Annotated in this window: 16 protein-coding genes; 3 read left to right on the top strand and 13 right to left on the bottom strand. The window is 61.2% G+C overall.

Annotated elements, in window-relative coordinates:
* Positions 1 to 9: 9 nt before the first annotated feature.
* From AC3WJW_RS20420 to AC3WJW_RS20400, 5 genes are read right to left on the bottom strand one after another with little or no spacing between them, the layout of a single operon-like run.
* A complete protein-coding gene (locus AC3WJW_RS20420) occupies positions 10 to 282 on the bottom strand; it encodes a DUF2160 domain-containing protein (protein ID WP_015094367.1) in 273 nt (90 codons plus the stop codon).
* A 10-nt stretch (positions 283 to 292) separates the two neighbouring features.
* Complete coding sequence (locus AC3WJW_RS20415; RefSeq protein ID WP_007970460.1) at positions 293 to 1,093, bottom strand: carbohydrate ABC transporter permease; 801 nt, start codon at positions 1,091 to 1,093, stop codon at positions 293 to 295.
* Positions 1,094 to 1,103: 10 nt separating this feature from the next.
* Complete coding sequence (locus AC3WJW_RS20410) at positions 1,104 to 1,970, bottom strand: carbohydrate ABC transporter permease (protein WP_217835709.1); 867 nt, start codon at positions 1,968 to 1,970, stop codon at positions 1,104 to 1,106.
* Entirely contained in the window at positions 1,967 to 3,082 is a 1,116-nt protein-coding gene (locus tag AC3WJW_RS20405; protein ID WP_493727154.1) for an ABC transporter ATP-binding protein, read from the bottom strand. Before AC3WJW_RS20405 ends, AC3WJW_RS20410 begins: the two co-directional genes overlap by 4 nt.
* The gene (locus tag AC3WJW_RS20400) at positions 3,082 to 4,176 is read right to left on the bottom strand and encodes an ABC transporter ATP-binding protein (protein ID WP_493727153.1); all 1,095 of its coding nucleotides are present in this window, start codon (positions 4,174 to 4,176) and stop codon (positions 3,082 to 3,084) included. Before AC3WJW_RS20400 ends, AC3WJW_RS20405 begins: the two co-directional genes overlap by 1 nt.
* A 358-nt stretch (positions 4,177 to 4,534) precedes the next feature.
* On the opposite strand from AC3WJW_RS20400, the gene AC3WJW_RS20395 reads away from it, so the two are divergent.
* Positions 4,535 to 6,367, top strand: coding sequence for a sigma-54-dependent Fis family transcriptional regulator (locus AC3WJW_RS20395; protein WP_493727152.1), 1,833 nt, complete (start codon positions 4,535 to 4,537; stop codon positions 6,365 to 6,367).
* A gap of 200 nt (positions 6,368 to 6,567) precedes the next feature.
* On the opposite strand, the gene cysS is transcribed toward AC3WJW_RS20395, so the two are convergent.
* Both cysS and AC3WJW_RS20385 read right to left on the bottom strand, forming a co-directional pair.
* Positions 6,568 to 7,950 (bottom strand): cysteine--tRNA ligase, encoded by a 1,383-nt coding sequence (cysS, locus tag AC3WJW_RS20390; RefSeq protein ID WP_007970481.1) that lies wholly within the window; start codon positions 7,948 to 7,950, stop codon positions 6,568 to 6,570.
* Between the two features lie 21 nt (positions 7,951 to 7,971).
* Positions 7,972 to 9,669 carry a glutamine--tRNA ligase/YqeY domain fusion protein gene (locus AC3WJW_RS20385; protein WP_104447796.1) on the bottom strand — a complete coding sequence of 566 codons (1,698 nt, stop codon included), beginning with the start codon at positions 9,667 to 9,669 and terminating at the stop codon, positions 7,972 to 7,974.
* A gap of 251 nt (positions 9,670 to 9,920) precedes the next feature.
* Between AC3WJW_RS20385 and AC3WJW_RS20380 the strand changes: the two genes are divergently transcribed.
* Positions 9,921 to 10,424, top strand: coding sequence for a peptidylprolyl isomerase (locus AC3WJW_RS20380; RefSeq protein WP_007970485.1), 504 nt, complete (start codon positions 9,921 to 9,923; stop codon positions 10,422 to 10,424).
* Positions 10,421 to 11,173, top strand: coding sequence for a UDP-2,3-diacylglucosamine diphosphatase (lpxH, locus tag AC3WJW_RS20375; protein ID WP_493727151.1), 753 nt, complete (start codon positions 10,421 to 10,423; stop codon positions 11,171 to 11,173). The genes AC3WJW_RS20380 and lpxH overlap by 4 nt, the downstream gene beginning before the upstream one ends.
* A 125-nt stretch (positions 11,174 to 11,298) precedes the next feature.
* Here the strand turns inward: lpxH and AC3WJW_RS20370 are convergent, their stop codons facing one another.
* The 6 genes from AC3WJW_RS20370 to AC3WJW_RS20345 form a co-directional block, all read right to left on the bottom strand.
* On the bottom strand, positions 11,299 to 12,831 hold the full coding sequence (locus AC3WJW_RS20370; protein ID WP_104447799.1) for a DHA2 family efflux MFS transporter permease subunit: 1,533 nt from the start codon (positions 12,829 to 12,831) through the stop codon (positions 11,299 to 11,301).
* A 194-nt stretch (positions 12,832 to 13,025) separates the two neighbouring features.
* Positions 13,026 to 14,228: an HlyD family secretion protein gene (locus AC3WJW_RS20365; protein ID WP_493727150.1), complete on the bottom strand. Its 1,203-nt coding sequence runs from the start codon at positions 14,226 to 14,228 to the stop codon at positions 13,026 to 13,028.
* Between the two features lie 15 nt (positions 14,229 to 14,243).
* Positions 14,244 to 15,713: an efflux transporter outer membrane subunit gene (locus AC3WJW_RS20360; RefSeq protein WP_493727149.1), complete on the bottom strand. Its 1,470-nt coding sequence runs from the start codon at positions 15,711 to 15,713 to the stop codon at positions 14,244 to 14,246.
* A complete protein-coding gene (locus tag AC3WJW_RS20355; protein WP_493727148.1) occupies positions 15,710 to 16,183 on the bottom strand; it encodes a MarR family winged helix-turn-helix transcriptional regulator in 474 nt (157 codons plus the stop codon). The genes AC3WJW_RS20360 and AC3WJW_RS20355 overlap by 4 nt, the downstream gene beginning before the upstream one ends.
* A 238-nt stretch (positions 16,184 to 16,421) precedes the next feature.
* On the bottom strand, positions 16,422 to 20,093 hold the full coding sequence (locus AC3WJW_RS20350) for a translocation/assembly module TamB domain-containing protein (protein ID WP_493727147.1): 3,672 nt from the start codon (positions 20,091 to 20,093) through the stop codon (positions 16,422 to 16,424).
* Positions 20,090 to 21,817: an autotransporter assembly complex protein TamA gene (locus AC3WJW_RS20345; RefSeq protein ID WP_493727146.1), complete on the bottom strand. Its 1,728-nt coding sequence runs from the start codon at positions 21,815 to 21,817 to the stop codon at positions 20,090 to 20,092. The genes AC3WJW_RS20350 and AC3WJW_RS20345 overlap by 4 nt, the downstream gene beginning before the upstream one ends.
* Positions 21,818 to 21,841 lie beyond the last annotated feature (24 nt).

Genomic DNA, 21,841 nt, shown 5'->3' with positions numbered 1-21,841 from the left:
GCGATTCGACTAGCCCCAACGCATCACAGCCAACAGCCACACCAGGGACAACGCGAACGCCACCCAGATGCTCCAGTCGGTGACGCCGATTACCAGCAAATGCAGGTAGGCGCTGCCGAGAAGACCGATGAACAAGCGATCGCCACGGGTGGTGGCAATCGGTAGCAAACCTCGCCGAAGCACGCTCGGCGAACGCAATTCCCAGGTGGTCATGCCCACCAGGATCAAGGCAATGACGCCGAAGAACGCCGCCGTGGGGGCGGTCCAACTCATCCATTCCATCATCAGCTCCTCATACCCGGCCCAGGGCAAAGCCCTTGGCCACGTGGTTGCGAACAAACCAGATCACCAGCATGCCCGGCAGGATGGTCAACACCCCCGCCGCCGCCAGTACACCCCAGTCGATACCGGATGCCGAAACGGTGCGGGTCATCACCGCCGCGATGGGCTTGGCGTTCACCGAGGTGAGGGTTCGTGCCAGCAGCAGTTCGACCCAGGAAAACATGAAGCAGAAGAACGCCGTCACACCGATGCCGGAGCCGATCAATGGGATGAAAATCTTCACGAAGAACTTGGGGAAACTGTAGCCATCGATGTAGGCGGTTTCGTCGATTTCCTTGGGAACGCCGGACATGAAGCCTTCGAGAATCCACACCGCCAGCGGCACGTTGAACAGGCAGTGAGCCAGGGCCACGGCGATGTGGGTGTCGAACAACCCGATCGACGAATACAGCTGGAAGAACGGCAACAGGAACACCGCCGGCGGCGCCATGCGGTTGGTCAGCAGCCAGAAGAACAGGTGTTTGTCGCCCAGGAAGCGATAACGCGAAAACGCATAAGCCGCCGGCAATGCCACGGTCAGGGAAATGATCGTGTTCAGGCTCACGTAATACGCCGAGTTGATGTAGCCGGTGTACCAGCTCGGGTCGGTGAAGATCACCTTGTAGTTGGCCAGGGTGAAATCCTGCGGGAACAGCGTCAGGCCGCCGAGGATTTCGCTGTTGCTCTTGAAGGACATGTTCAGCAGCCAGTAGATCGGCACCAGCAGGAACAGGATGTAGAGCAGCAGTGGGATCAGCTTTCTTTTGCTCATGGCGCGGGCCTCAGCGGTTGGCGTCAGAGTGAGTCATGGCGGTGTAGAACAGCCAGGACACCAACAGGATGATCAGGAAGTACACCAGCGAGAACGCTGCGGCCGGCCCCAGGTCGAATTGCCCTACGGCCATCTGGGTCAGGGTCTGGCTGAGGAAAGTCGTGGCATTACCCGGGCCGCCACCGGTGAGCACGAACGGCTCGGTGTAGATCATGAAGCTGTCCATGAAGCGCAGCATCACCGCGATCAGCAGCACGCTCTTGAGCTTGGGCAACTGGATATGGCGGAACACCGCCCAGGCGGAGGCACGGTCGATCCGCGCCGCCTGGTAATACACGTCCGGAATCGCCCGCAACCCGGAGAAGCACAACAGCGCCACCAGCGAGGTCCAGTGCCAGACGTCCATCACCAACACGGTGACCCAGGCGTCCATGGTGTTCGCCGCATAGTTGTAGCTGATGCCCATGGCCTTGAGGCTCGCCCCCAGCAAGCCGATGTCGGCGCGGCCGAAGATCTGCCAGATGGTGCCGACCACGTTCCACGGGATCAGTAACGGAATCGCCAGCACGATCAGCACCACCGAAGACCATCGGCCCTTGGTCGGCATGGTCAGGGCGATGGCAATGCCCAGCGGAATTTCGATCAGCAACACGCAGGCGGAATAGATGAACTGGCGCAACAGCGAGTCGTGCAGCCGAGGGTCGAGCAGTACCTGCTTGTACCAGTCGGCACCGACGAAATAGCGGCTGGACTGATCGAAAATGTCCTGCACCGAATAGTTGACCACGGTCATCATCGGGATCACCGCACTGAACGCCACCAGCAGGAACACCGGCAGCACCAGCCACCAGGCCTTGTTGTTCTGCACCTTGTTCATGGCTGCGCCTCCTGATTGGCATGGGCTTCGAGCAGGAAATCATCGGCGTACACCATCAGCCATTGCGCAGGAAAGCTGATGTAGGCCGTGCCCTGTGGCACCGGTTTGTCTTCGGCCAGGCGCACTTTCAGGGGCGTGCCATCGAGGTCGAGGCTCATGATCTTGTAGGTGCCCAGGTCCTCGACGTGTACGACCTGTGCCCGCAGTGCATCATCAAAGGCTTCGTCCCACACATGGACAAACTCCGGGCGAATGCCGACCTTCAGGGTTTTCCATTCGGATTCGGCGATGCGTTGCTGCATGGTCTCGGACAGCGGCAGGTGGGTCGAGGCGAACCCGACGCCCCCCGGTTGCGGCTGCACCTCGATCAGGTTCATCCCCGGGCTGCCGATGAAGTAGCCGACAAAGGTGTGGCTCGGGCGCTCGAACAATTCCCGTGGTGTGCCGAACTGCACGATCTGTCCGCCGTACATCACCGCAATCTTGTCGGCGAAAGTCGAGGCCTCCAGTTGATCGTGGGTGACGTAGACCATGGTGATGTTGAACTGCTCGTGGATCTGCTTGAGCTTGCGTCGCAGCTTCCACTTCAGGTGCGGGTCGATCACCGTCAGCGGCTCGTCGAACAGGATCGCCGACACATCGTCGCGCACCAGCCCGCGGCCCATGGAGACTTTCTGTTTTTCGTCGGCGGTGAGGTTGCGTGCCTTTTTGCTCAGCAGGTTCTGCAGGTCGAGGACCTCGGCGATTTCCTGCACCTTGGTATGAATTCTTGGCTCGGCCATGCCCTGGTTGCGCAGCGGGAAGGCCAGGTTGTCGAACACCGTCATGGTGTCGTAGACCACCGGGAACTGGAAAACCTGAGCAATGTTGCGCTTCTCCGGCGTCAGGTCGTTGACCGCCTTGCCGTCGAACAGCACATGCCCCTGGGACGGACTGAGCAGCCCGGAAATAATGTTGAGCAAGGTTGATTTGCCACAGCCCGACGGACCGAGCAACGCATAGGCGCCGCCCTGCTCCCAGATGTGGTCCATCTCGCGGATCGCGTAGTCCTCCGGTCCCACTGGCGTTTTGGTGTAGCTGTGGGCGAGGTTCTGCAAACGGATTTCGGCCATCAGGCTACCCTCGCGACACGCTGGCCCGGCGCCTGCACCAGCCGGCCCTGCGTATCGAACACAAACAGTTTATGGGTCGGGATGTAGATACGGATCGGCGCATCGACGTCGTATTCGTGAACACCCGGCAAGTGCAGCACCAGCAGGAAATGCTCGTTGCGCACGTGCAGGAAGGTTTCCGAGCCACTGATCTCGGCCACCTCGACGGTCACCGCCAGTTCGAGGTCATCGTCATTGCTCGGCACCAGCGAGATATGGCTGGGTCGCACGCCGAAACGGAACTCGCCCTCGCCCACCGGGCGCAAATCGACGTTCAGCGGAAAGTGCACGAAGTTGGCGAAACTCACTTCGTTGCCGGCAATGCGCCCCGGCATCAGGTTGATCGGCGGTTCGGAGAACAGCTCCGCCGCCAGCACGGTTTGCGGCTGGTGATAGACCGAGGACGACTGGCCGCTCTGGATCACCCGGCCCTCGTGAAGAATGGTCGTGGTGCCGCCCAGGGCCAGGGCCTCGTTGGGTTCGGTGGTGGCATAGATCGCGATGGTGTGGCGCGCCTTGAACAGCTCGCGCATTTCCTGGCGCAGCTCCTCGCGCAACTTGTAGTCGAGGTTGACCAGCGGCTCGTCGAACAGGATCAACTCGGCATCCTTGACCAGCGCCCGGGCCATGGCCGTGCGTTGTTGCTGGCCACCGGAAAGCTCCAGCGGATAACGCTGCAGAAATTTTTCGATGCGCAGCATCTTCGCGGTTTCCAGCACCTTGCTCTGGATCAGCTCGCTGGACACACCGGCCTGGCGCAGCGGCGAGGCGATGTTGTCGAACACCGTCATGGTCGGGTAATTGATGAATTGCTGATAGACCATCGACACATTGCGCAAGCGCACCGGCCGTTGGGTAACGTCGACGCCATTCATCAGGATGCGGCCACTGTCGGGCTTGTCCAGACCGGCCATCAGGCGCATCAGGCTGGTTTTTCCGGACAGGGTGCGACCCAGCAAAACGTTGAAGGAACCGGGTTCAAAACTCAGGTTGGCATCGTCGATCCAGGTCTGGCCCTCGACGGTGCGGCTGACGTGCTCCAGGGTGAGTGACATGGCTCGGCCTTTTATTATTGGAGTCAAGCGACCGGAACGATAAAGCGACATCCGTGCCAAAAATCCCAAGCCATTGATTCAGCTGGAAATGAGTAAAAACCACAGCCCGTCGACGTTCGTTGCTGAACACAAATGAACAATCTGAAATGAACAATTGAACAGTTCACCCATTGACAGTGAACAATAGTGAACAACACTCTACGGACTGTTCACGGCCCTTGTAGGAGCTGCCGCAGGCTGCGATCTCTTGATCTTGCTCTTCAAAAACAAGATCAAGAGATCGCAGCCTGCGGCAGCTCCTACAGGGGGCGCATGTACCCATAACAACAATAAAATGCTGATTCAGAGACTGACTGCCATGCCCGCACCCGCATCGCCGCTGTCCCACGACGCCATCATCCAGGACTCCTGGTCGCGTTGCCGCGCGTTCGGCCTCAGTCATCAGAGCGCTCCGGCATTCGATCAATTGCCGGCCGCGGGCATCGCGCAACTGCTGGAGAGCCAGCATTCACTGGTGCAAACCACCCATCAGGAAGTGCTGCCCTACTACGAGAACATCCTGAGCAATTCCAATTGCCTGATCATGCTCGCCGACCATCAGGGCCAGGTGCTCACATCGTGGGGCACCCAGCGCTTTATCGAGCCGAAACTGGCCCGGGGTTTCAGCGCCGGCGCCAGCTGGATGGAACGTTGCACCGGCACCAACGCCATTGGCACCGCCCTGGCCTGTGAACAAGCCGTGCACATCGAGCACGATGAACATTTCCTCAAGGCCAACCGCTTCATGACCGGTTCCGCCGCGCCGATTTTCGATGCCGATCGCAAGGTGATCGCAGTGCTGGACGTGTCCAGCGACAGCTACCTGCCGCCATCGCACACCCTGGGCATGGTCAAGATGATGAGCCAGACCGTGGAAAACCGGCTGATCCTCAACCTGTTCCACGGCCAGCATTTCCAGTTGACGTTCAATACCGGGTTGAACAACCTCGACAGCCAATGGGCCGGTTTGCTGATTTTCGATGAAAGCGGCCAGGTGCTGTCGGCCAATCGCCGGGCCGACAATCTGCTGGGCATCAGCCTGTCGCGGGTCAGTGTCGAGAGCCTGTTCAAGGTCTCGCTGCTGGAACTGCTCAATCAGCCCGAAGGCCTGCCCTTCGCCTTGCAAACCTCAGGACGCAACCGCTTCCAGTGCCTGCTGAAGCGGCCGAAACAGGCATCCATTCAACCCCGAGTGTTCACCGAGCCGGTTGTAGCTGCACCCGCGGCCATCAGCCTCAACACCCTGCATTTCGGCGACAGCCGCGTGGAAAAAGCCGTGCGCCAGGCCGAACGTTTGCTGGAAAAAGACATTCCACTGCTGATCCACGGTGAAACCGGGGTCGGCAAGGAAGTCTTCGTCAAAGCCCTGCACCACGCCAGCTCGCGCAGCAAACAAGCGCTCATCGCCGTCAACTGTGCGGCGATTCCCGCTGAACTGGTGGAATCCGAGCTATTCGGTTATGAGAAAGGTGCCTTCACCGGCGCCAACCAGAAAGGCAGCATCGGGCTGATCCGCAAGGCTGACAAAGGCACGCTGTTTCTCGACGAAATCGGTGACATGCCGCTGCCGACACAGGCGCGACTGTTGCGGGTGTTGCAGGAGCGTTGCGTTCAGCCGGTGGGCAGCAGCGAATTGTTCCCTGTGGACTTGCGCATCATTTCAGCGACCAACCGCTCGCTGCGCGAACAAGTACAGCTGGGGCGGTTTCGTGAAGACCTGTATTACCGCATCGGCGGCCTGACTCTGGAGTTGCCGCCCCTGCGCGAACGCAGCGATAAGGAGGCACTGTTCAAACGCCTGTGGGAGCAGCACCGCGAACCGGCGCAATGGGCCGGTTTGAGCCAGGAAGTGATGGCGTTGTTCGGCCGCCACCCGTGGCCGGGCAACTTGCGCCAGGTCAGCAGCGTGATCCAGGTGGCCCTGGCCATGGCCGAGGAACAACCGGTGCGGGCAGAGCACTTGCCGGATGATTTTTTTGTCGACCTGGAGATGGAGCCGGTGGAGACGCCGGAGCCGCTGGGCATCGACTTGAATGATGTGGAAGCACTGAATCGGCAGTTACAGGCGGTCGGGGGGAATATTTCGTATCTGGCCCGGCTGTTGGGGGTTAGTCGCAATACCCTTTACAAGCGGTTGCGTCAGGCTGAATGACAAGTTGCCCGAACGGGCCCCTTCGCGAGCAAGCTCGCTCCCACAGTGTCCGTGTCGAACACAAAATCTGCGCACACCACAGAACCTGTGGGAGCGAGCCTGCTCGCGAAGGCGTCAGCCCTGTCACTTCAAAATGAACTGCCAACCCCATAAACAAAAACCCGCACAAGGCGGGTTTTTGTTTTTCAGCATTACATCTATCAGTCAGCCAGACGCCAGGTCGTGCCGCCCTTGCCGTCTTCCAGCACCACGCCCATGGCGGTGAGCTGGTCGCGGATGCGGTCGGATTCGGCCCAGTCCTTGCCGGCACGTGCCGCCAGGCGAGCGGCAATCAGCGCCTCGACTTCGGCTGCATCCACGCGGCCTTCGGCACCGGCCTGCAGGAAGTCATCGGCTTCGAGCTGCAACACACCCAGCACGCTGGCCAGTTCTTTCAGACGCGCCGCCAGGCCGGCCGCTGCATTGAGATCGCTCTCGCGCAGACGGTTGATCTCGCGGACCATCTCGAACAGCACCGCGCAGGCTTCCGGCGTGCCGAAGTCGTCGTTCATCACCTGGGTGAAACGCTCGACAAAGGCTTCGCCGCCGGCAGGTGCCACGTTCGGCAGGCCTTTCAACGCGTGGTAGAAACGCTCCAGGGCGCCCTTGGCGTCCTTGAGGTTGTCTTCCGAATAGTTGATCGCGCTGCGGTAGTGGCTCGACACCAGCAGGTAACGCACGACTTCCGGGTGGTACTTGTCGAGCACGTCGCGGATGGTGAAGAAGTTGTTCAAGGACTTGGACATCTTCTCGCCATTGATACGGATCATGCCGCAATGCATCCACGCGTTGGCGTAGGTCTTGCCGGTGGCCGCTTCGCTCTGGGCGATTTCGTTTTCGTGGTGCGGGAACTCAAGATCGCTGCCGCCGCCATGAATGTCGAAAGTCTCACCGAGGCAGCAGGTCGACATCACCGAGCACTCGATGTGCCAGCCCGGACGCCCGGCGCCCCACGGCGATTCCCAGCTCGGCTCGCCCGGCTTGGCGGCTTTCCACAGCACGAAGTCCAGCGGGTCCTGCTTGGACTCGTCGACTTCGATGCGCGCACCAATGCGCAGGTCTTCGATCTTTTTGCGCGACAGCTTGCCGTAGCCCATGAACTTGCCGACGCGGTAGTACACGTCGCCATTGCCGGGGGCGTAGGCGTAACCCTTGTCGATCAGGGTCTGGATCATCGCGTGCATGCCCGGGATGTGATCGGTAGCACGCGGCTCCATGTCCGGTTTCTTGATGTTCAGGCGCGCTTCGTCTTCGTGCATCGCCGCGATCATGCGCTCGGTCAAGGCTTCGAACGACTCGCCGTTCTCGTTGGCCCGATTGATGATCTTGTCGTCAATGTCGGTGATGTTGCGCACATAGGTCAGGTCGTAACCGCTGAAGCGCAACCAGCGGGTCACCAGGTCGAACGCAACCATGCTGCGGCCGTGGCCCAGGTGGCAGTAGTCGTACACGGTCATGCCGCACACGTACATGCGCACCTTGTTGCCATCGAGCGGCTTGAAGACTTCTTTACTCTTGGTGAGCGTGTTGTAGATCGTAAGCACGTTATTTCCCTTGACGCTGAATCACTGGCCCCACGAATCACGCAGGGTCACGGTACGGTTGAATACCGGCTGACCTGGTTTCGAGTCCTTGAGATCGGCGACGAAGTAGCCTTCGCGCTCGAACTGGAAACGGTCTTCCGGCTGTGCATTGCCCAGCGAAGGCTCAGCACGACAACCGGTGAGTACCTGCAGCGAGTCAGGGTTGATGTTGTCCAGGAAACTGGCGCTGTCTTCGGCCTTCTCCGGGTTCGGAGAACGGAACAGACGATCGTACAGACGCACTTCGCACTCGACGCTGGCAGCGGCCGGCACCCAGTGGATCACGCCTTTGACCTTGCGGCCTTCCGGGTTCTTGCCCAGGGTGTCCGGATCGTACGAGCAGCGCAGTTCGACGATGTTGCCATCGGCGTCCTTGATCGCTTCGTCGGCGCGGATCACGTAGCTGCCACGCAGACGCACTTCACCGGCCGGTTCCAGGCGCTTGTAGCCCTTCGGCGGCTCTTCCATGAAGTCTTCACGGTCGATGTAGATTTCACGGGCGAACGGCAAAGCGCGCACGCCCATGTCTTCTTTCGGATGACGCGGCAGTTCGAGGTTCTCGACCTGGCCTTCCGGGTAGTTGGTGATCACGACTTTCAGCGGACGCAGCACACACATGGCACGCGGGGCGCTCTGGTCGAGGTCGTCACGGATGCTGAACTCGAGCATGCCGAAGTCGACCACGCCGTCGGAACGGTTGGTGCCGATCATTTCGCAGAAGTTGCGGATCGATTTCGGCGTGTAGCCACGGCGGCGGAAACCCGACAGCGTGGACATGCGCGGGTCGTCCCAGCCGTTGACGTGCTTTTCATCGACCAACTGCTTGAGCTTGCGCTTGCTGGTGATGGTGTAGTTCAGGTTCAGGCGGCTGAACTCGTACTGGCGCGGGTTGGCCGGCACCGGCAAGTGCTCGAGGAACCACTCGTACAGCGGACGGTGGCTTTCGAATTCCAGGGTGCAGATCGAATGGGTGATGCCTTCGATGGCGTCCGACTGACCGTGGGTGAAGTCGTAGTTCGGGTAGATGCACCACTTGTCACCGGTCTGGTGGTGGTGAGCGTGACGGATGCGATACATGATCGGATCACGCAGGTTCATGTTCGGCGAGGCCATGTCGATCTTGGCCCGCAGCACCCGTGCGCCGTCCTTGAACTCGCCGGCTTTCATGCGGGCGAACAGGTCCAGGTTCTCTTCGACGCTGCGGTCGCGGAACGGGCTGTTCTTGCCCGGTTCGGTCAGGCTGCCACGGTATTCCTTGGCTTGCTCCGGAGTCAGGTCATCGACGTAGGCATTGCCGGATTTGATCAACTCCACCGCCCAGTCGTGCAACTGGTCGAAATACTGCGAGGCGTAGCGCACTTCACCGGACCACTCGAAGCCCAGCCATTTGACGTCGCTTTCGATCGCGTCGATGTATTCCTGGTCTTCCTTGGCCGGGTTGGTGTCGTCGAAACGCAGGTGCGTGACGCCGCCGAACTCCTGGGCCAGGCCGAAGTTCACACAGATCGACTTGGCATGGCCGATGTGCAGGTAGCCGTTGGGCTCAGGCGGGAAACGGGTGACGATCTGCGTGTGCTTGCCCGAGTCCAGGTCTGCCTGGATGATCGGCCGCAGGAAGTTGACCGGCACGGCTGGGCCGGTCTTGGCATTCGAGGTAGGGTCGACAGTGGGCTTGCTCATAGGATCCTTGAACGTACAAGTGCGTGGCCGTAATGAAGGCCGGACAAAACAAAGCCGCTATCATAGCCGATGCCGTCAAGTGCCTGACAGAGCGCACTCTGTAAACCGTCGCATTTAATGGGCTGCAAATGAAAAAACTGCCTCGAAATTCGTGCCTGTCACGCTAAACTGCGCACCTTGGCCGAGACAGGCTGAACCGGTTGCGGGATGGAATGTTCCAAAACCACGAATTCCTTAAATGAGTAACGATCATGACCCAAGTCAAACTGACTACCAACTTTGGTGACATCGTCATCGAACTGAACGCCGACAAAGCCCCGATCACCGTGGCCAACTTCGTCGAGTACGTTAAAGCCGGTCACTACGAAAACACCGTTTTCCACCGCGTCATCGGTAACTTCATGATCCAGGGCGGCGGTTTCGAGCCAGGCATGAAAGAAAAGAAAGACAAGCGTCCAAGCATCCAGAACGAAGCCGACAACGGTCTTTCCAACGACAAGTACACCATCGCCATGGCCCGCACCATGGAGCCGCATTCGGCTTCTGCACAGTTCTTCATCAACGTGGCGGACAACAGCTTCCTCAACCACAGCGGCAAGAACGTTCAAGGCTGGGGCTACGCGGTATTCGGTAAAGTGACCGCCGGCACCGACGTTGTCGACAAGATCAAAGGCGTGGCCACCACTTCCAAGGCCGGCCACCAGGACGTACCGGCAGACGACGTGATCATCGAGAAAGCCGAGATCATTGAGTGATATTGCTGATTTCAGATTTACATCTGGAAGAGGAGCGCCCGGACATCACCCGGGCGTTTCTGGATTTGCTCGCCGGACGCGCCCGCTCGGCGAGTGCGTTGTACATCCTGGGCGACTTTTTCGAGGTGTGGATTGGCGACGACGCCATGACGCCCTTCCAGCGTTCCATCTGCCAGGCCCTGCGCGACCTCAGCGACAGCGGCACGGCCATTTTCCTGATGCACGGCAATCGTGATTTCATGCTCGGCAAGGCCTTCTGCAAGCAGGCCGGCTGCACCCTGCTGAAAGACCCGAGTGTCGTGCAATTCAACGGCGAGCCGGTGCTGCTGATGCACGGCGACAGCCTGTGCACACGCGACGAAGGCTATATGAAGCTGCGCCGCTACCTGCGCAACCCGATCACCCTGTTCATCCTGCGCAACCTGCCCTTGCGCACCCGGCACAAGCTGGCACGCAAACTGCGCAGTGAAAGCCGTGCACAGGTGCGGATGAAGGCCAATGACATCGTCGACGTCACGCCCGAAGAGATTCCGCGGATCATGCAGGAGTTCGGGGTGAAGACCTTGATCCACGGGCATACCCATCGTCCGGCCATCCACAAGTTGCAGTTGGGCGACCAGGCCGCCCGGCGCATCGTGCTGGGGGATTGGGATCGTCAGGGTTGGGCGTTGCAGGTCGACGAACAAGGGTTTGCGCTGGCGCCGTTTGACTTCGCCCCGCCGCCGCAATTGGCAGCTCCCGCGAACTGAAGGCTGTAGGAGATCCCTGTGGGAGCGAGCTTGCTCGCGATAGCGGATTAACATTCAACATCTCTGTTGACTGATCCACCGCCATCGCGAGCAAGCTCGCTCCCACAGGGGTTCTGCAGTGTTTGTTAGTGCCCGGCAGACGCCGCAGGCCCGGCCTTCGCCGTAAACGGCGGCTTGGCCAGCCACACGATCAGGATCAGCCCCATGAACATCCAGCCCAGCAAGGTGAAGTAATCCACCGTGGACATGATGTACGCCTGACTGATCACCATCTGATCCAGTTGCGTGTAGGCCTTGGCCCCCGCCCCGCCCAGGTTGCTCAGCGCTTCGCGGGTCGCCGGGTCGAACGGGGTGATGCTTTCGGTCAGGTAGGCATGGTGCTGGTCGGCACGGCGAATCCAGATCCAGGTGGTCAGCGACGCCGCGAAACTACCGCCCAGGGTCCGCAGGAACGTCGCCAACCCGGAACCATCGGCAATCTGGCTCGGCGGCAGGTCCGAGAGCAGGATGGTCAGGGTCGGCATGAAGAACAACGCCACGCCGATCCCCATGAACAGCTGCACCATGGCGATGTGCTGGAAATCCACTTCATTGGTGAACCCGGCGCGCATGAAGCAACTGAGGCCAATGGCCAGGAACGCCCCGCCCGCCAGTAACCGCATGTCGAATTTCGGTGCGTATTTGCCAACAAAAGGTGCCAGCAACACCGGCAGGATCCCCAGCGGTGCCACGGCAAAACCGGCCCAGGTCGCGGTGTAGCCCAAGCGTGTCTGCAGCCACTGCGGCAGGATCAGGTTGATCCCGAAGAACCCGGCATAGCCCAGGATCAGCACGATGGTGCCGTAGCGGAAGTTGCGGTGGGCGAACAGGCGCAGGTTGACCACAGGGTGTTCATCGGTCATTTCCCAAATGATGAAGAAGGCCAGGGCTACCACCGAAATCACACTGCCGATCACGATGAAGCTGGATTCAAACCAGTCGGCATCGTTGCCCTTGTCGAGCACGATCTGCAGCGCCCCGACACCGATGATCAGCGCGATCAGGCCGACGTAATCCATCGGCTGGCGGCTGGTGACCACCGGGCGCTTTTTCATCTGCTGGGTGACCACCCATGCCGCGAACAGGCCGATCGGCACGTTGATGAAGAAAATCCACGGCCAGCTGTAGCTGTCGGTGATCCAGCCGCCGAGGATCGGCCCGGCAATCGGCGCGACCACGGTGACCATCGCCAGCAGCGCCAGGGCCAGCCCCCGTTTCGCTGGCGGATAGACCGCAATCAGCAATGTCTGGGTCATCGGGTACAACGGCCCCGCCACCACCCCTTGCAGCACCCGGAAGCCCACCAGCTCGGGCATCGAGGTGGATATCCCGCACAGGAACGAGGCCAGCACGAACAGCAGCGTCGCCCAGACAAACAGCTTCACCTCACCAAAACGCCGACTGAGCCAACCGGTCAGCGGCAAGGCGATGGCATTGCTCACGGCGAACGAGGTGATGACCCAGGTGCCCTGCTCCGAACTCACGCCCAGGTTGCCGGAGATCGTCGGCAGCGCCACGTTGGCGATGGTGGTGTCGAGCACCTGCATGAAGGTCGCCAGCGACAGGCCGATGGTGCTGAGCAGCAGGCTGGGCGGTGTGAAAGACGCGTTATTGCTCATGGCGAATCCTTTGATACCAGACGGGCGCAGCTAACCCTGTGGGAGCGAACTGTGGCGAGGGGGCTTGCCCCCGTTGGGCTGCGAAGCAGCCCCAAAATTTCCGATGTATCGAAGATCTTGTGAGTGCTGCGCACTCAAACGGGGGCAAGCCCCCTCGCCACAGCCGGCTCCCACAGGGTCGAGGTAATGGCATTTCAGCGTTGCGCGGTTTTGCTGACCGCAGCGCTGTTGTCGTGGATCAACTGGGTGATCATCGCGTCGGCCTCGGCCAGCTGACGGTCGTAGACGTTGGTGCTGAACGAAGCCTTCTGCGGCGGCTGTTGTGCCAGCACCGGCCCGCTCTGGTCGTGCAGGTCTACGTCGACCATGGTCGACAGGCCGACCCGCAGCGGATGTTTTGCCAGTTCTTCGGCGTTGATGTGGACTCGCACCGGCACGCGCTGCACGATCTTGATCCAGTTACCGGTGGCGTTCTGCGCCGGCAGCAGGGCAAAGGCGCTGCCAGTGCCGGCGCCGAGGCTGTCGATGGTGCCGCTGTATTTCACGCTGCTGCCGTACAGGTCCGTCTCGATCTCCACCGGTTGGCCAATGCGCATGTCACGCAGCTGGGTTTCCTTGAAGTTGGCATCGATCCACAGTTGATCCAGCGGAATCACCGCCATCAGCGCGGTACCCGGTTGCACGCGTTGGCCCAGTTGCACCGAGCGCTTGGCCACGTAACCGGTGACCGGTGCAATCAGGACGCTGCGTGAGTTGTTCAGGTAGGCCTGACGCAATTGTGCGGCGGCGGCCATCACGTCCGGGTGCGAAGACACCACGGTGTCATCGACCAGCGCGCTGGTGGTCTTGAGCTTTTGTTCGGCATTGGCCAGGGCGTTTTGCGCCGAGGTCAGGTCGTCGCGGGCGTGGGACAGCTCTTCCTGGGAAATCGCCCCGCCGGCGGCGAGGTTCTTGCGGCGGCTGAAGTTGTCCTGGGCCTTTTGCACTTCGGCTTTCTGCGCATTGACCTGGGCTTTCATGCCATCCACATCGCTGTACAGGCCACGCACCTGACGCACGGTACGCGCCAGATTGGCCTGGGCATTTTGCAGACCGATTTCGGCGTCGTTCGGGTCGAAGTTCACCAGCACCTGGCCTTCATGCACCAGATCGCCATCGTCGGCGCCGATGCTGACCACGGTGCCCGTGACCAGCGGGGTGATTTCCACCACGTTGCCGTTCACATAGGCGTCGTCGGTGCTTTCGCTCCAGCGCCCGTAAAACTCGTGGTAGGCCCAGACGCCCGCGCCGCTGAGCACGACGGCGGCAGCCAGGACCAGCAGCATGAACTTGCGTTTGCCCGAGTTGGGGTTGCCCTGGGAGTTTTCAGGAGGTTGAGTTGTATCGGCAGTGGCCATGACGAGTACCTTGAATTAGTGGATCAGCGTGGCTGGCGTGGCGTTGGCCGAGGCGATGGCCTCAGGCTGGAAACCGCCGCCCAGCGCCTGCATCAGTTGGATCGACAGGTCGATCTGCTCAGCGTTCAGGTTGGCCAGCTGACGCTGGGCCTGGAGCAATTGCTGCTCGATGCTGAGCACGTCCAGGTAGTTGCCGATGCCGGAACCGTAACGCTGGACCACGGTGTTGTAGGAATCCTGGGCGATGTCGGTGGCGTGCTGCTGGGCAGCGATCTGCCGGCCGATATCGCGCAGCTGGTTGATGCTGTCACTGACATCCCCCAGCGCCTTCACCAGGCTTTTGTTGTACTGCGCCACCGCGAGGTCGTAGTCGGCGTCGCGCGAATCGAGGTCGGCGCGCAAGCGGCCACCGTCGAAAATCGGCACAGAAATCGTCGGTGCAATGCTGAAGAAGCGGCTGGCCGATCCAAACATCGCATCGCCCAACAAGGACTCGGCGCCGGCAGCGGCGCTGAGGTTCAGGTTGGGGTAGAACCGGGTCTTGCCGGCGTCGATGCTTTTGCTCGCCGCCTCGACCCGCCAGCGCGCGGCGACCAGGTCCGGGCGACGCCCGAGCAACTCGGCCGGCAACACCGAAGGTAGCGCTACCGCACTCGGCTGAAGAATGTTCGGCCGGGCAATTTCATTGCCGCGGTCCGGACCTTTGCCGAGCAGCACCGCAAGGGCGATCTTCGCGCTGTTCAGACGCTTTTCAGCGTCGATCAAATTGGCCTGGGAGGTGGCTTCGAGGCTTTCGGTCTGCTGGAACTGGTACTGGCTGTCGATCCCGGCCGTCAGGCGGCGTTGGCTCAGCTCGAGCATTTGCCGGGTGCGCTTGAGGTCTTCGTTGGACAGGTCATAGACGATGTGTGCCTGACCGAGATCGCTGTAGGCCCGGGCGACGTCGGCGGCCAGGGTCAGTTGCGCGGCCTGCTGGTCGACTTCGGCGGCACGGGCCTGGCCGAGGGCCGCTTCCCAGGCATCACGCTGGCCGCCCCACAGGTCGAAGTTGTAGTTGAAACTGGTGCTGATATTGCGAATGGTGGCGTAAGCGTCACCCTGCCCGAGCGGGTCCTGGTCCCGGGCCAGGCGCGAGCGGCTGACACCGGCGCTGGCATCCAGGGTCGGCATCCGCGCAGCGTCGGCAGCGTAGGCGGCGGCGCTGGCCTGGTGGGCACGGGCGCCGGCGATCTGCATGTCCGGGCTGTCGCGCAGGGCCTCGCGGATCAGGCCGTCGAGTTGCGGGTCGCCAAGGCTTTTCCACCAGTCGCTTTTCGGCCAGGCGGCCGGCGACAGGGTCACGCCGCCGAGGGACTGCCCGGCCTTGAAGTTTTTCGCGTCGAGGCTGACACCTTCGGTTTTCAGGCCGCTGTAACTGGCGCAACCGGCCAGGCTCATGGCCAACAGCACCAGGCTCAGGCCGGCACGCAAGGGTTTGTTGCTCATTTGTCACCTACTCGCAGCAGGGTGATAGAGTCACCGGCCGCTACCAAAATCTTCTTCAGAATCATCTCCAGGGTTTTCAGCTCTTCCGGAGTGATGGCACCGGCCAGTTCATTCATGGCTTCGGCACCGATGTGCGGCAGGCGATCAGCCAGCCTCTGCCCTTCCTCCGTGAGTACCAGCTGCACCTGACGGCGATCCGCCTCGGAGCGTTGGCGGGCGAGGAACCCCTTCTGTTCCAGACGATCGAGCATGCGAGTCATCGAACCGCTGTCCAGGGACAGGTGACGGCACAACTCGCCCGGCGAATCGACGCCGTACTGGGCCATGATGATCAACACCTTGAACTGCGCGGCGGTGATGCCGTGGGGTTCCATGTGGGTGTCGATGATCCGGTCCTTGAGCAGCGCGGCGCGCCCGAGCAGCAGGCCGAGATGGCAATTGTGGAAATCGTCTGGAGAGAAATGTTTCATCTGACCACCGGTTAGCTGCCTAGGCAGTGAATGTATGTCAAGATGTTACTGCCTAGGCAGCGAATGTCAACGCAATAGTTAGCATGCTTGGTAAATAGTTGACTAATGGCATCAGATTTTGTGCTGTCCACGCCGACGCCTTCGCGAGCAGGCTCGCTCCCACAGGTTCTTGCGTAACCCTTGTGGGAGCGAGCCTGCTCGCGATGGCAGCGACTCGGTTTGGAGAGGAAACGGGAGCTTAGAAATCCCGCTTGTAGAAGATGTCCAGCGAACTGGCCACGCCGCCGGCGGCTTCGAGGTAGACCCTTTTGCTCAGCTTGTAGCGCAGGGCAATGGTGTTGGCCGGTTCGAACACGCCGACGCCATAGCGCAAGCTGAGCTTCTCGGAAATATTGCCACTGGCCACCACACTGGTGGCGTCGCCACTGCCCTGGGTGTCGAGCTGGAAGTCCTGGATGCCCAGGTTCTTGGCGATGCCGCTGGTCAAACCGGAACTGCCCATCAAACCCAACCCGAGGGCCGCCTGGGCGAGCATGTTGTTGTCTTCGCCATTGCTGCTCAGCGGACGCCCGAGCACCAGATAGGACAGGGCCTGCTCCTGGCTCATGGCCGGTTCTGAAAAGATTTGCGTGGTCGGTTGTTCGGCGCTGCCACTCAAACGAATGCCGGCGATGATGTCGTCGGTCTTGCGAATGGCTTCGATGTCCAGGTACGGCTGATCAATGGGCCCGGCAAACAGCAAACGTGCCCGGCGCACTGAAAGCCGCTGGCCGTAGGCGCGGTAACGCCCGTCGTTGAGCCACAGCTCGCCACGGGTGTCCATGTTGTCGCCGATATGCACATGCCCCTGCACATTCGCCGTCAGGCCAAACCCGGCAAAGCTCAGCTTGTCCTCGCCGACCAGCACTTCGATGTCCATCTTCATCGCCAGCGGTGGCTTGCCCTCCTCGGTCTGCTGACCGACGATCACCGTGTCATCGGAGACCTTGACCGTCGACGGCGGCAATTCACGAATGGTGATTTCACCCCTGGGCACCAGCACCTTACCGGCGATGGCCAACTCATCGCCCTTCATTGAGATCTTCAGGTCCGGTGCGACTTCGAGCTTGGCGTAAGGCTCGACGGTGACCGGCAATTGCGAGCCTTTGAGTGCCAGATCCACCACCAGCGCCTGACCCCAGGCGATGTTGCCGTTCAAGCTGCCCTGCCCGGCCTTGCCGCTGTTCCAGCCACCGTTCAGTTGCACGCTTTCACCGGCGATGAGCGCCTGAACGTGCAGGTTTTGCAGCTCCATCGGCAATTCAGGCCCGGTCACCACGCCGTCACTGAGTTGCAGACTGCCATTGACCTGCGGCGCCAAAAGCCCGCCGGAAATCGTGCCGCTGCCATTCAGGCGCCCGGTCAGCTTCTCGACCATCGGCACGAACGGTCGCGCCACCGACAGGTCCAGCCCGCTCAAGCGGAACGAGCCGCTCAACGGTTTGTTCTTCGGTAACGGATTGAGCTGCGCCTGCACCATCAGTTCGCCGAGCTTGCCGCCAACGAAATTGAGTTCGGTGTCGATACGTTTGGGCGTGAGTTTGCTGGTGAGTTTCAGGGTCTGGTACGGGAAGTCCAGCCACTGGTCCTTTTCCTTGATGCGAAACGTGCCGCCGCCGGCATCGACGCTGACCTGGCCGTTGGGGCCACTGGCCGGCAGGTCCAGTTGCAGGTCGGCATTGAGCCGGCCCTGCCAGGCGAAATCCTTCGGCAACCACTGCGCGAGGCTGTCGATCGGGAACTGCCTGAGGTGATAACGCAGCTTCGGCTCGGGCATCAGCCGCGAGTCTTCACCACACAGGCTGGCCTGGCCGGATGCCCAGCAATGGGCACCGAAGTTGATTTTGCCGTCCGCCAGGCGTTCGAGTTTCGCCGGCCCTTGCAGCTTCCAGTCCTGGCCACCGGCCTGGATATCACCGCTGGCCAGGCGTCCGCGCCAATTGCCTTTATCCAGCGCACCGTCCAGACCCAGCGCCAGTTTCAGTTTCGGCCCCTGCAGATCGAGGCTCAACTTCTGGCTCTTGATGTCGCCCTGGCCGCTAGCGGTCAGGGTTCCCAGCGAGGTGTCACCGGCCTGGATGCCGCTGCCCTTGAGGTCGATTTTTGCCCGTTGCGCACTGTCCAGCGTGGCGTCCAGGTTCAGGCTTTGCAGGCGATTGTCCTGGAAAACCAATTGCGAGCCCTGCAGGTCAAGCTTGCCTTGGGGCGCCTTGAGCGTGCCGGCGACATCCACGCGGCCATTGAGTTGGCCGCGCAGCTCTGGCCAGAGCTGGGCCAGGCGCGGCAGCTTGAGATCGATCTGCCCGGCGAGTTTCTGTTGCAGGCTGCCCTTGCCGCTGATGCTGTTCTCGCCCAGGCGAACCTGTAGGGCGTTGAGGTTCCATTGCTCACCACGGCCATCGGCCTTGGCCTGGATCACCGCCGGTTGGCCGCGCAGTTTGCCCTTGAGGTCCAGGTCGGCATTGAGACTGAGCACTTCGTTTTTCAGTTCGCCGGTGCTGCGCAACGGCCCCGCCAGCGTGCCCGGCAGCTCTGCGACCCAGTACGCCGGGTTGATCGCCGACAGGTCCAGCGCGGTATCCCAGGCAATGCCGTCGGCGAACTGCAGGTTCAGGTGCCCTTCAGCCTTGCCCTGCCCGGCCTGGAGTTGAATCTGTTGCAGGTAGATTTTCGTCAGGTCGCCCGCGAACGGACTGGCCAGGGTGAAGGCGCCGGCCGGACCATCCGCCGCGGCGTCAAAATGACCGAGGTACTTGCCGTCGGTGTAGGACACCTCACCGTTGAAGCGGCGCAACGCCACCTCCGGCTCGTCGATCAATGGATAGAGACGGTGCCACGGGAAGTCCAGCCAGTCGATTTTCGCTTCGGCGCTCAGGCCTTTGCTCCAATCCACAAGCCCTGTGAGCTTGAGGCTTTGCTTGTCGTTGGCGGTCAGGTCCAACGCGGCGATCTGCGCGCCGTTGGCGTCGACCTTGCCTTGCAGCGCCAGGGCGACCGGCCCTTGCTCGGCGGGCAGCGTGGCCTTGCCGAGCAGCGCGTAGCCGTTCTTCAAGTCGCCAGCGCCAGTGAGTTCAAGCTGATTGAGTTGCAGGGTGTCCGGCAGATCGGCACCGGGTTTGAAACCATCGGCGGTGATCCGTACCTTGGCCGGCAGGTTGTCCACCAGGGGTTGCAGTTCGCCGGTCAGTTGCCCGTTGAGGTAACCGCTGCTGTCGGCTTTCAGGTTCAGGGTCTTGAGCAGATCACCGTCGACCTTCAACGCCAGCACCAAGGGTTCAGGCGTCGACAACAGGGTCAGCTTACCTTCGGCGCCGAGCGGCCAGTTGCCGCTGGGTTGCAGCAGGCCGGACAGGTTCAGGCTCAAGTCATCGCGCTGTAACGATACCGAATCGATCTTCAAACCGGCCGCGGTCCAGTGCGCCACCAGCTGCAAACCCTTGAGCTCTTCGCTGCCGTTGAACAACAGGCTGCCGACCTTGATCTCCCCCAGCTCGATGGCCAAGGGTAACTTGAGCTCCGGGAGCGTGATCGGGCCGCTGTCCGGCTCTTCGCCACCCGGCGGGAACGTCAGGCTGACCTTCTCGGCCTGCAATTGCTCGATGCACAAGGTCATGCGGGTCAGGCACAACGGCGACCAGGCGAAAATCACCTGGTTCAGTTCAACCCGGCTGGTGTCCTGCTGCCACAGCACCCGGTCGGCACTCCACTGCCCGCCCAGCCGGCCCTGGAAGTTGTCCAGGGTCAAACCCGGTACGAAGCCCAACGCCCAGCGGCTGCCCGTCGCTGTGCCCAGCACCGTGGCCAGCGTCAAGACAATCAGCATCAACAGTGCGGCTATTGCCAGCAGCGTTACTTTCAAACCACGCTTCACAGCTCAGGCCCCATGGAAAAGTGCAGTCGAATACCGCCATCGTCGTCCAGCGCATGGGCCAGGTCGAGGCGGATCGGCCCCACCGGCGAGACCCAGCGCACGCCGATACCGACCCCGGTCTTGAGGCTCGGCAGCTCGAGGGTGTTGAAAGCGTTGCCCTGATCGACAAAGGTCGCGATTCGCCATTTTTCGGCGACCGAATACTGATATTCCGCGCTGGCGGCCACCATGTAGCGGCCACCGATGCGGTCGCCGTCGGAGTTTTCCGGGGACAGGCTCTGATAGTCGTAGCCACGCACGCTCTGATCGCCACCGGCGAAGAAGCGCAGCGATGGCGGAACCGATTTGAAGCCGTTGGTGGCACTGCCGCCGACCTGCACCCGCCCGAGGAAGCGGTGTTTATCGAACACCGTGGTCAGGCCTTTGACCAACGCCGTGCCGTAGAGCAGGTTGCTGTCAGAACCCAGACCCTCCTTGGCCACTTTGGACTCGAATTGCAGGCGATAGCCGTTGTGCGGATCGATGCGGTTGTCGCTTTTGAGGTACGAATAGCTCACACCGGGCATCAGCAAGGTGCTGAGTCCCGAGTCATCGCCCAGTTGGTAATCCTCGCGCTGCCACTTCAGCGATACCACCCGTTGCCAGCCACTGGGCAGTTTGCTGTGCCATTCGGGGCCGAGGGTCAGCAACTTGCTGTGGCTTTCCTTATCGGCGATTTCTTCATTCTGGTAGCCACCGGCAAAACGCAGTTTGTCGGTCAGTGGCGGGTCCAGCGGAATGTCGTAGAACAGCCCGACGTTTTGCCGGGGTGCCGAGACTTCGGTTTCCCAGCCATAACTGTGACCTTGTGCGTTGACCCAGTGCCGGGTCCAGTTGGCCTTGGCCCGTGGGCCGACGTCGGTGGAGAAACCCAGGCCCAGGCCCATGGTCCGTGGCTTGCGGGTTTCGAGCTTGACGTCCACCGGGATCGCATTCTCTTTTGACGCCGCGGGTGCCGCGTCCACGCGCACGCCTTCGAAGTAGCCACTCGATTGCAGGTTCTGATTGAGTTCGGCAATCAACTCCGAGTCATAGGGTGTACCGGCCTTGAATGGCACCATGCGTTGCAGCAGCTCGTCATCGAACGGCGTATCACCCTCGAAACTGACCTTGCCCAAGGTATAGCGCGGACCGCTTTCATAGATCAGTTCGATATCGGCAACGCCGGCCCGCGGGTCGACCGAGAGTTTCGAACGGGTGAAGCGGCCGCTGAAAAAGCCATAACGCGAAGCCTGATTCTGGATCAGGCGCTTGGCGTCCTCGTAATGCCCATGGTTGAGCACGGCCCCGGACTTGAGCGCGTCGCTTTTGGGGATTCGAAAGGATTTGAGGGACGCGGCGGGTCCTTCGACTCGCACCGTGACATTGCGCAGGTGCACCGGCTCGCCGGGGTCGACCTTCAACACCAGGCGCGGCTTTTCGCCGCCCTTCACTTCACTGTCGATGTGCGGCTGGTAATAACCCAAGGCCTGGGCGGCCTTGCGCGCCTGCTCCTCGGCGCCACGACTGAAGCGCTGCAAGGCTTCTTCGTCACGATCGCCGAGGCTGCCGATATAGCCCTCTATATTGGCCTTCAGTTCATCGTTGGACGGTTTGATCCGCACATCCAATTCACTTTGCGCCAGCGCCGTGCAGCTGGAAAACAGCATGAGCACGCCACTGGTAAATCTTCCTGGAAACTTCATAGGCGCGGATGCTATCACGAGCAT

The organism is Pseudomonas sp. GW821-FHT07G06, assembly GCF_058986625.1.
This window is presented reverse-complemented; position numbering and strand designations above follow the sequence as displayed.

What these genes read in the sequence shown, in the direction of transcription:
- AC3WJW_RS20420 (WP_015094367.1), bottom strand. Translation starts at nt 282, where the DNA reads ATGGAATGGATGAGTTGGACCGCCCCCACGGCGGCGTTCTTCGGCGTC.
- AC3WJW_RS20415 (WP_007970460.1), bottom strand. Translation starts at nt 1,093, where the DNA reads ATGAGCAAAAGAAAGCTGATCCCACTGCTGCTCTACATCCTGTTCCTG.
- AC3WJW_RS20410 (WP_217835709.1), bottom strand. Translation starts at nt 1,970, where the DNA reads ATGAACAAGGTGCAGAACAACAAGGCCTGGTGGCTGGTGCTGCCGGTG.
- AC3WJW_RS20405 (WP_493727154.1), bottom strand. Translation starts at nt 3,082, where the DNA reads ATGGCCGAAATCCGTTTGCAGAACCTCGCCCACAGCTACACCAAAACG.
- AC3WJW_RS20400 (WP_493727153.1), bottom strand. Translation starts at nt 4,176, where the DNA reads ATGTCACTCACCCTGGAGCACGTCAGCCGCACCGTCGAGGGCCAGACC.
- AC3WJW_RS20395 (WP_493727152.1), top strand. Translation starts at nt 4,535, where the DNA reads ATGCCCGCACCCGCATCGCCGCTGTCCCACGACGCCATCATCCAGGAC.
- AC3WJW_RS20385 (WP_104447796.1), bottom strand. Translation starts at nt 9,669, where the DNA reads ATGAGCAAGCCCACTGTCGACCCTACCTCGAATGCCAAGACCGGCCCA.
- AC3WJW_RS20380 (WP_007970485.1), top strand. Translation starts at nt 9,921, where the DNA reads ATGACCCAAGTCAAACTGACTACCAACTTTGGTGACATCGTCATCGAA.
- AC3WJW_RS20370 (WP_104447799.1), bottom strand. Translation starts at nt 12,831, where the DNA reads ATGAGCAATAACGCGTCTTTCACACCGCCCAGCCTGCTGCTCAGCACC.
- AC3WJW_RS20365 (WP_493727150.1), bottom strand. Translation starts at nt 14,228, where the DNA reads ATGGCCACTGCCGATACAACTCAACCTCCTGAAAACTCCCAGGGCAAC.
- AC3WJW_RS20360 (WP_493727149.1), bottom strand. Translation starts at nt 15,713, where the DNA reads ATGAGCAACAAACCCTTGCGTGCCGGCCTGAGCCTGGTGCTGTTGGCC.
- AC3WJW_RS20355 (WP_493727148.1), bottom strand. Translation starts at nt 16,183, where the DNA reads ATGAAACATTTCTCTCCAGACGATTTCCACAATTGCCATCTCGGCCTG.
- AC3WJW_RS20345 (WP_493727146.1), bottom strand. Translation starts at nt 21,817, where the DNA reads ATGAAGTTTCCAGGAAGATTTACCAGTGGCGTGCTCATGCTGTTTTCC.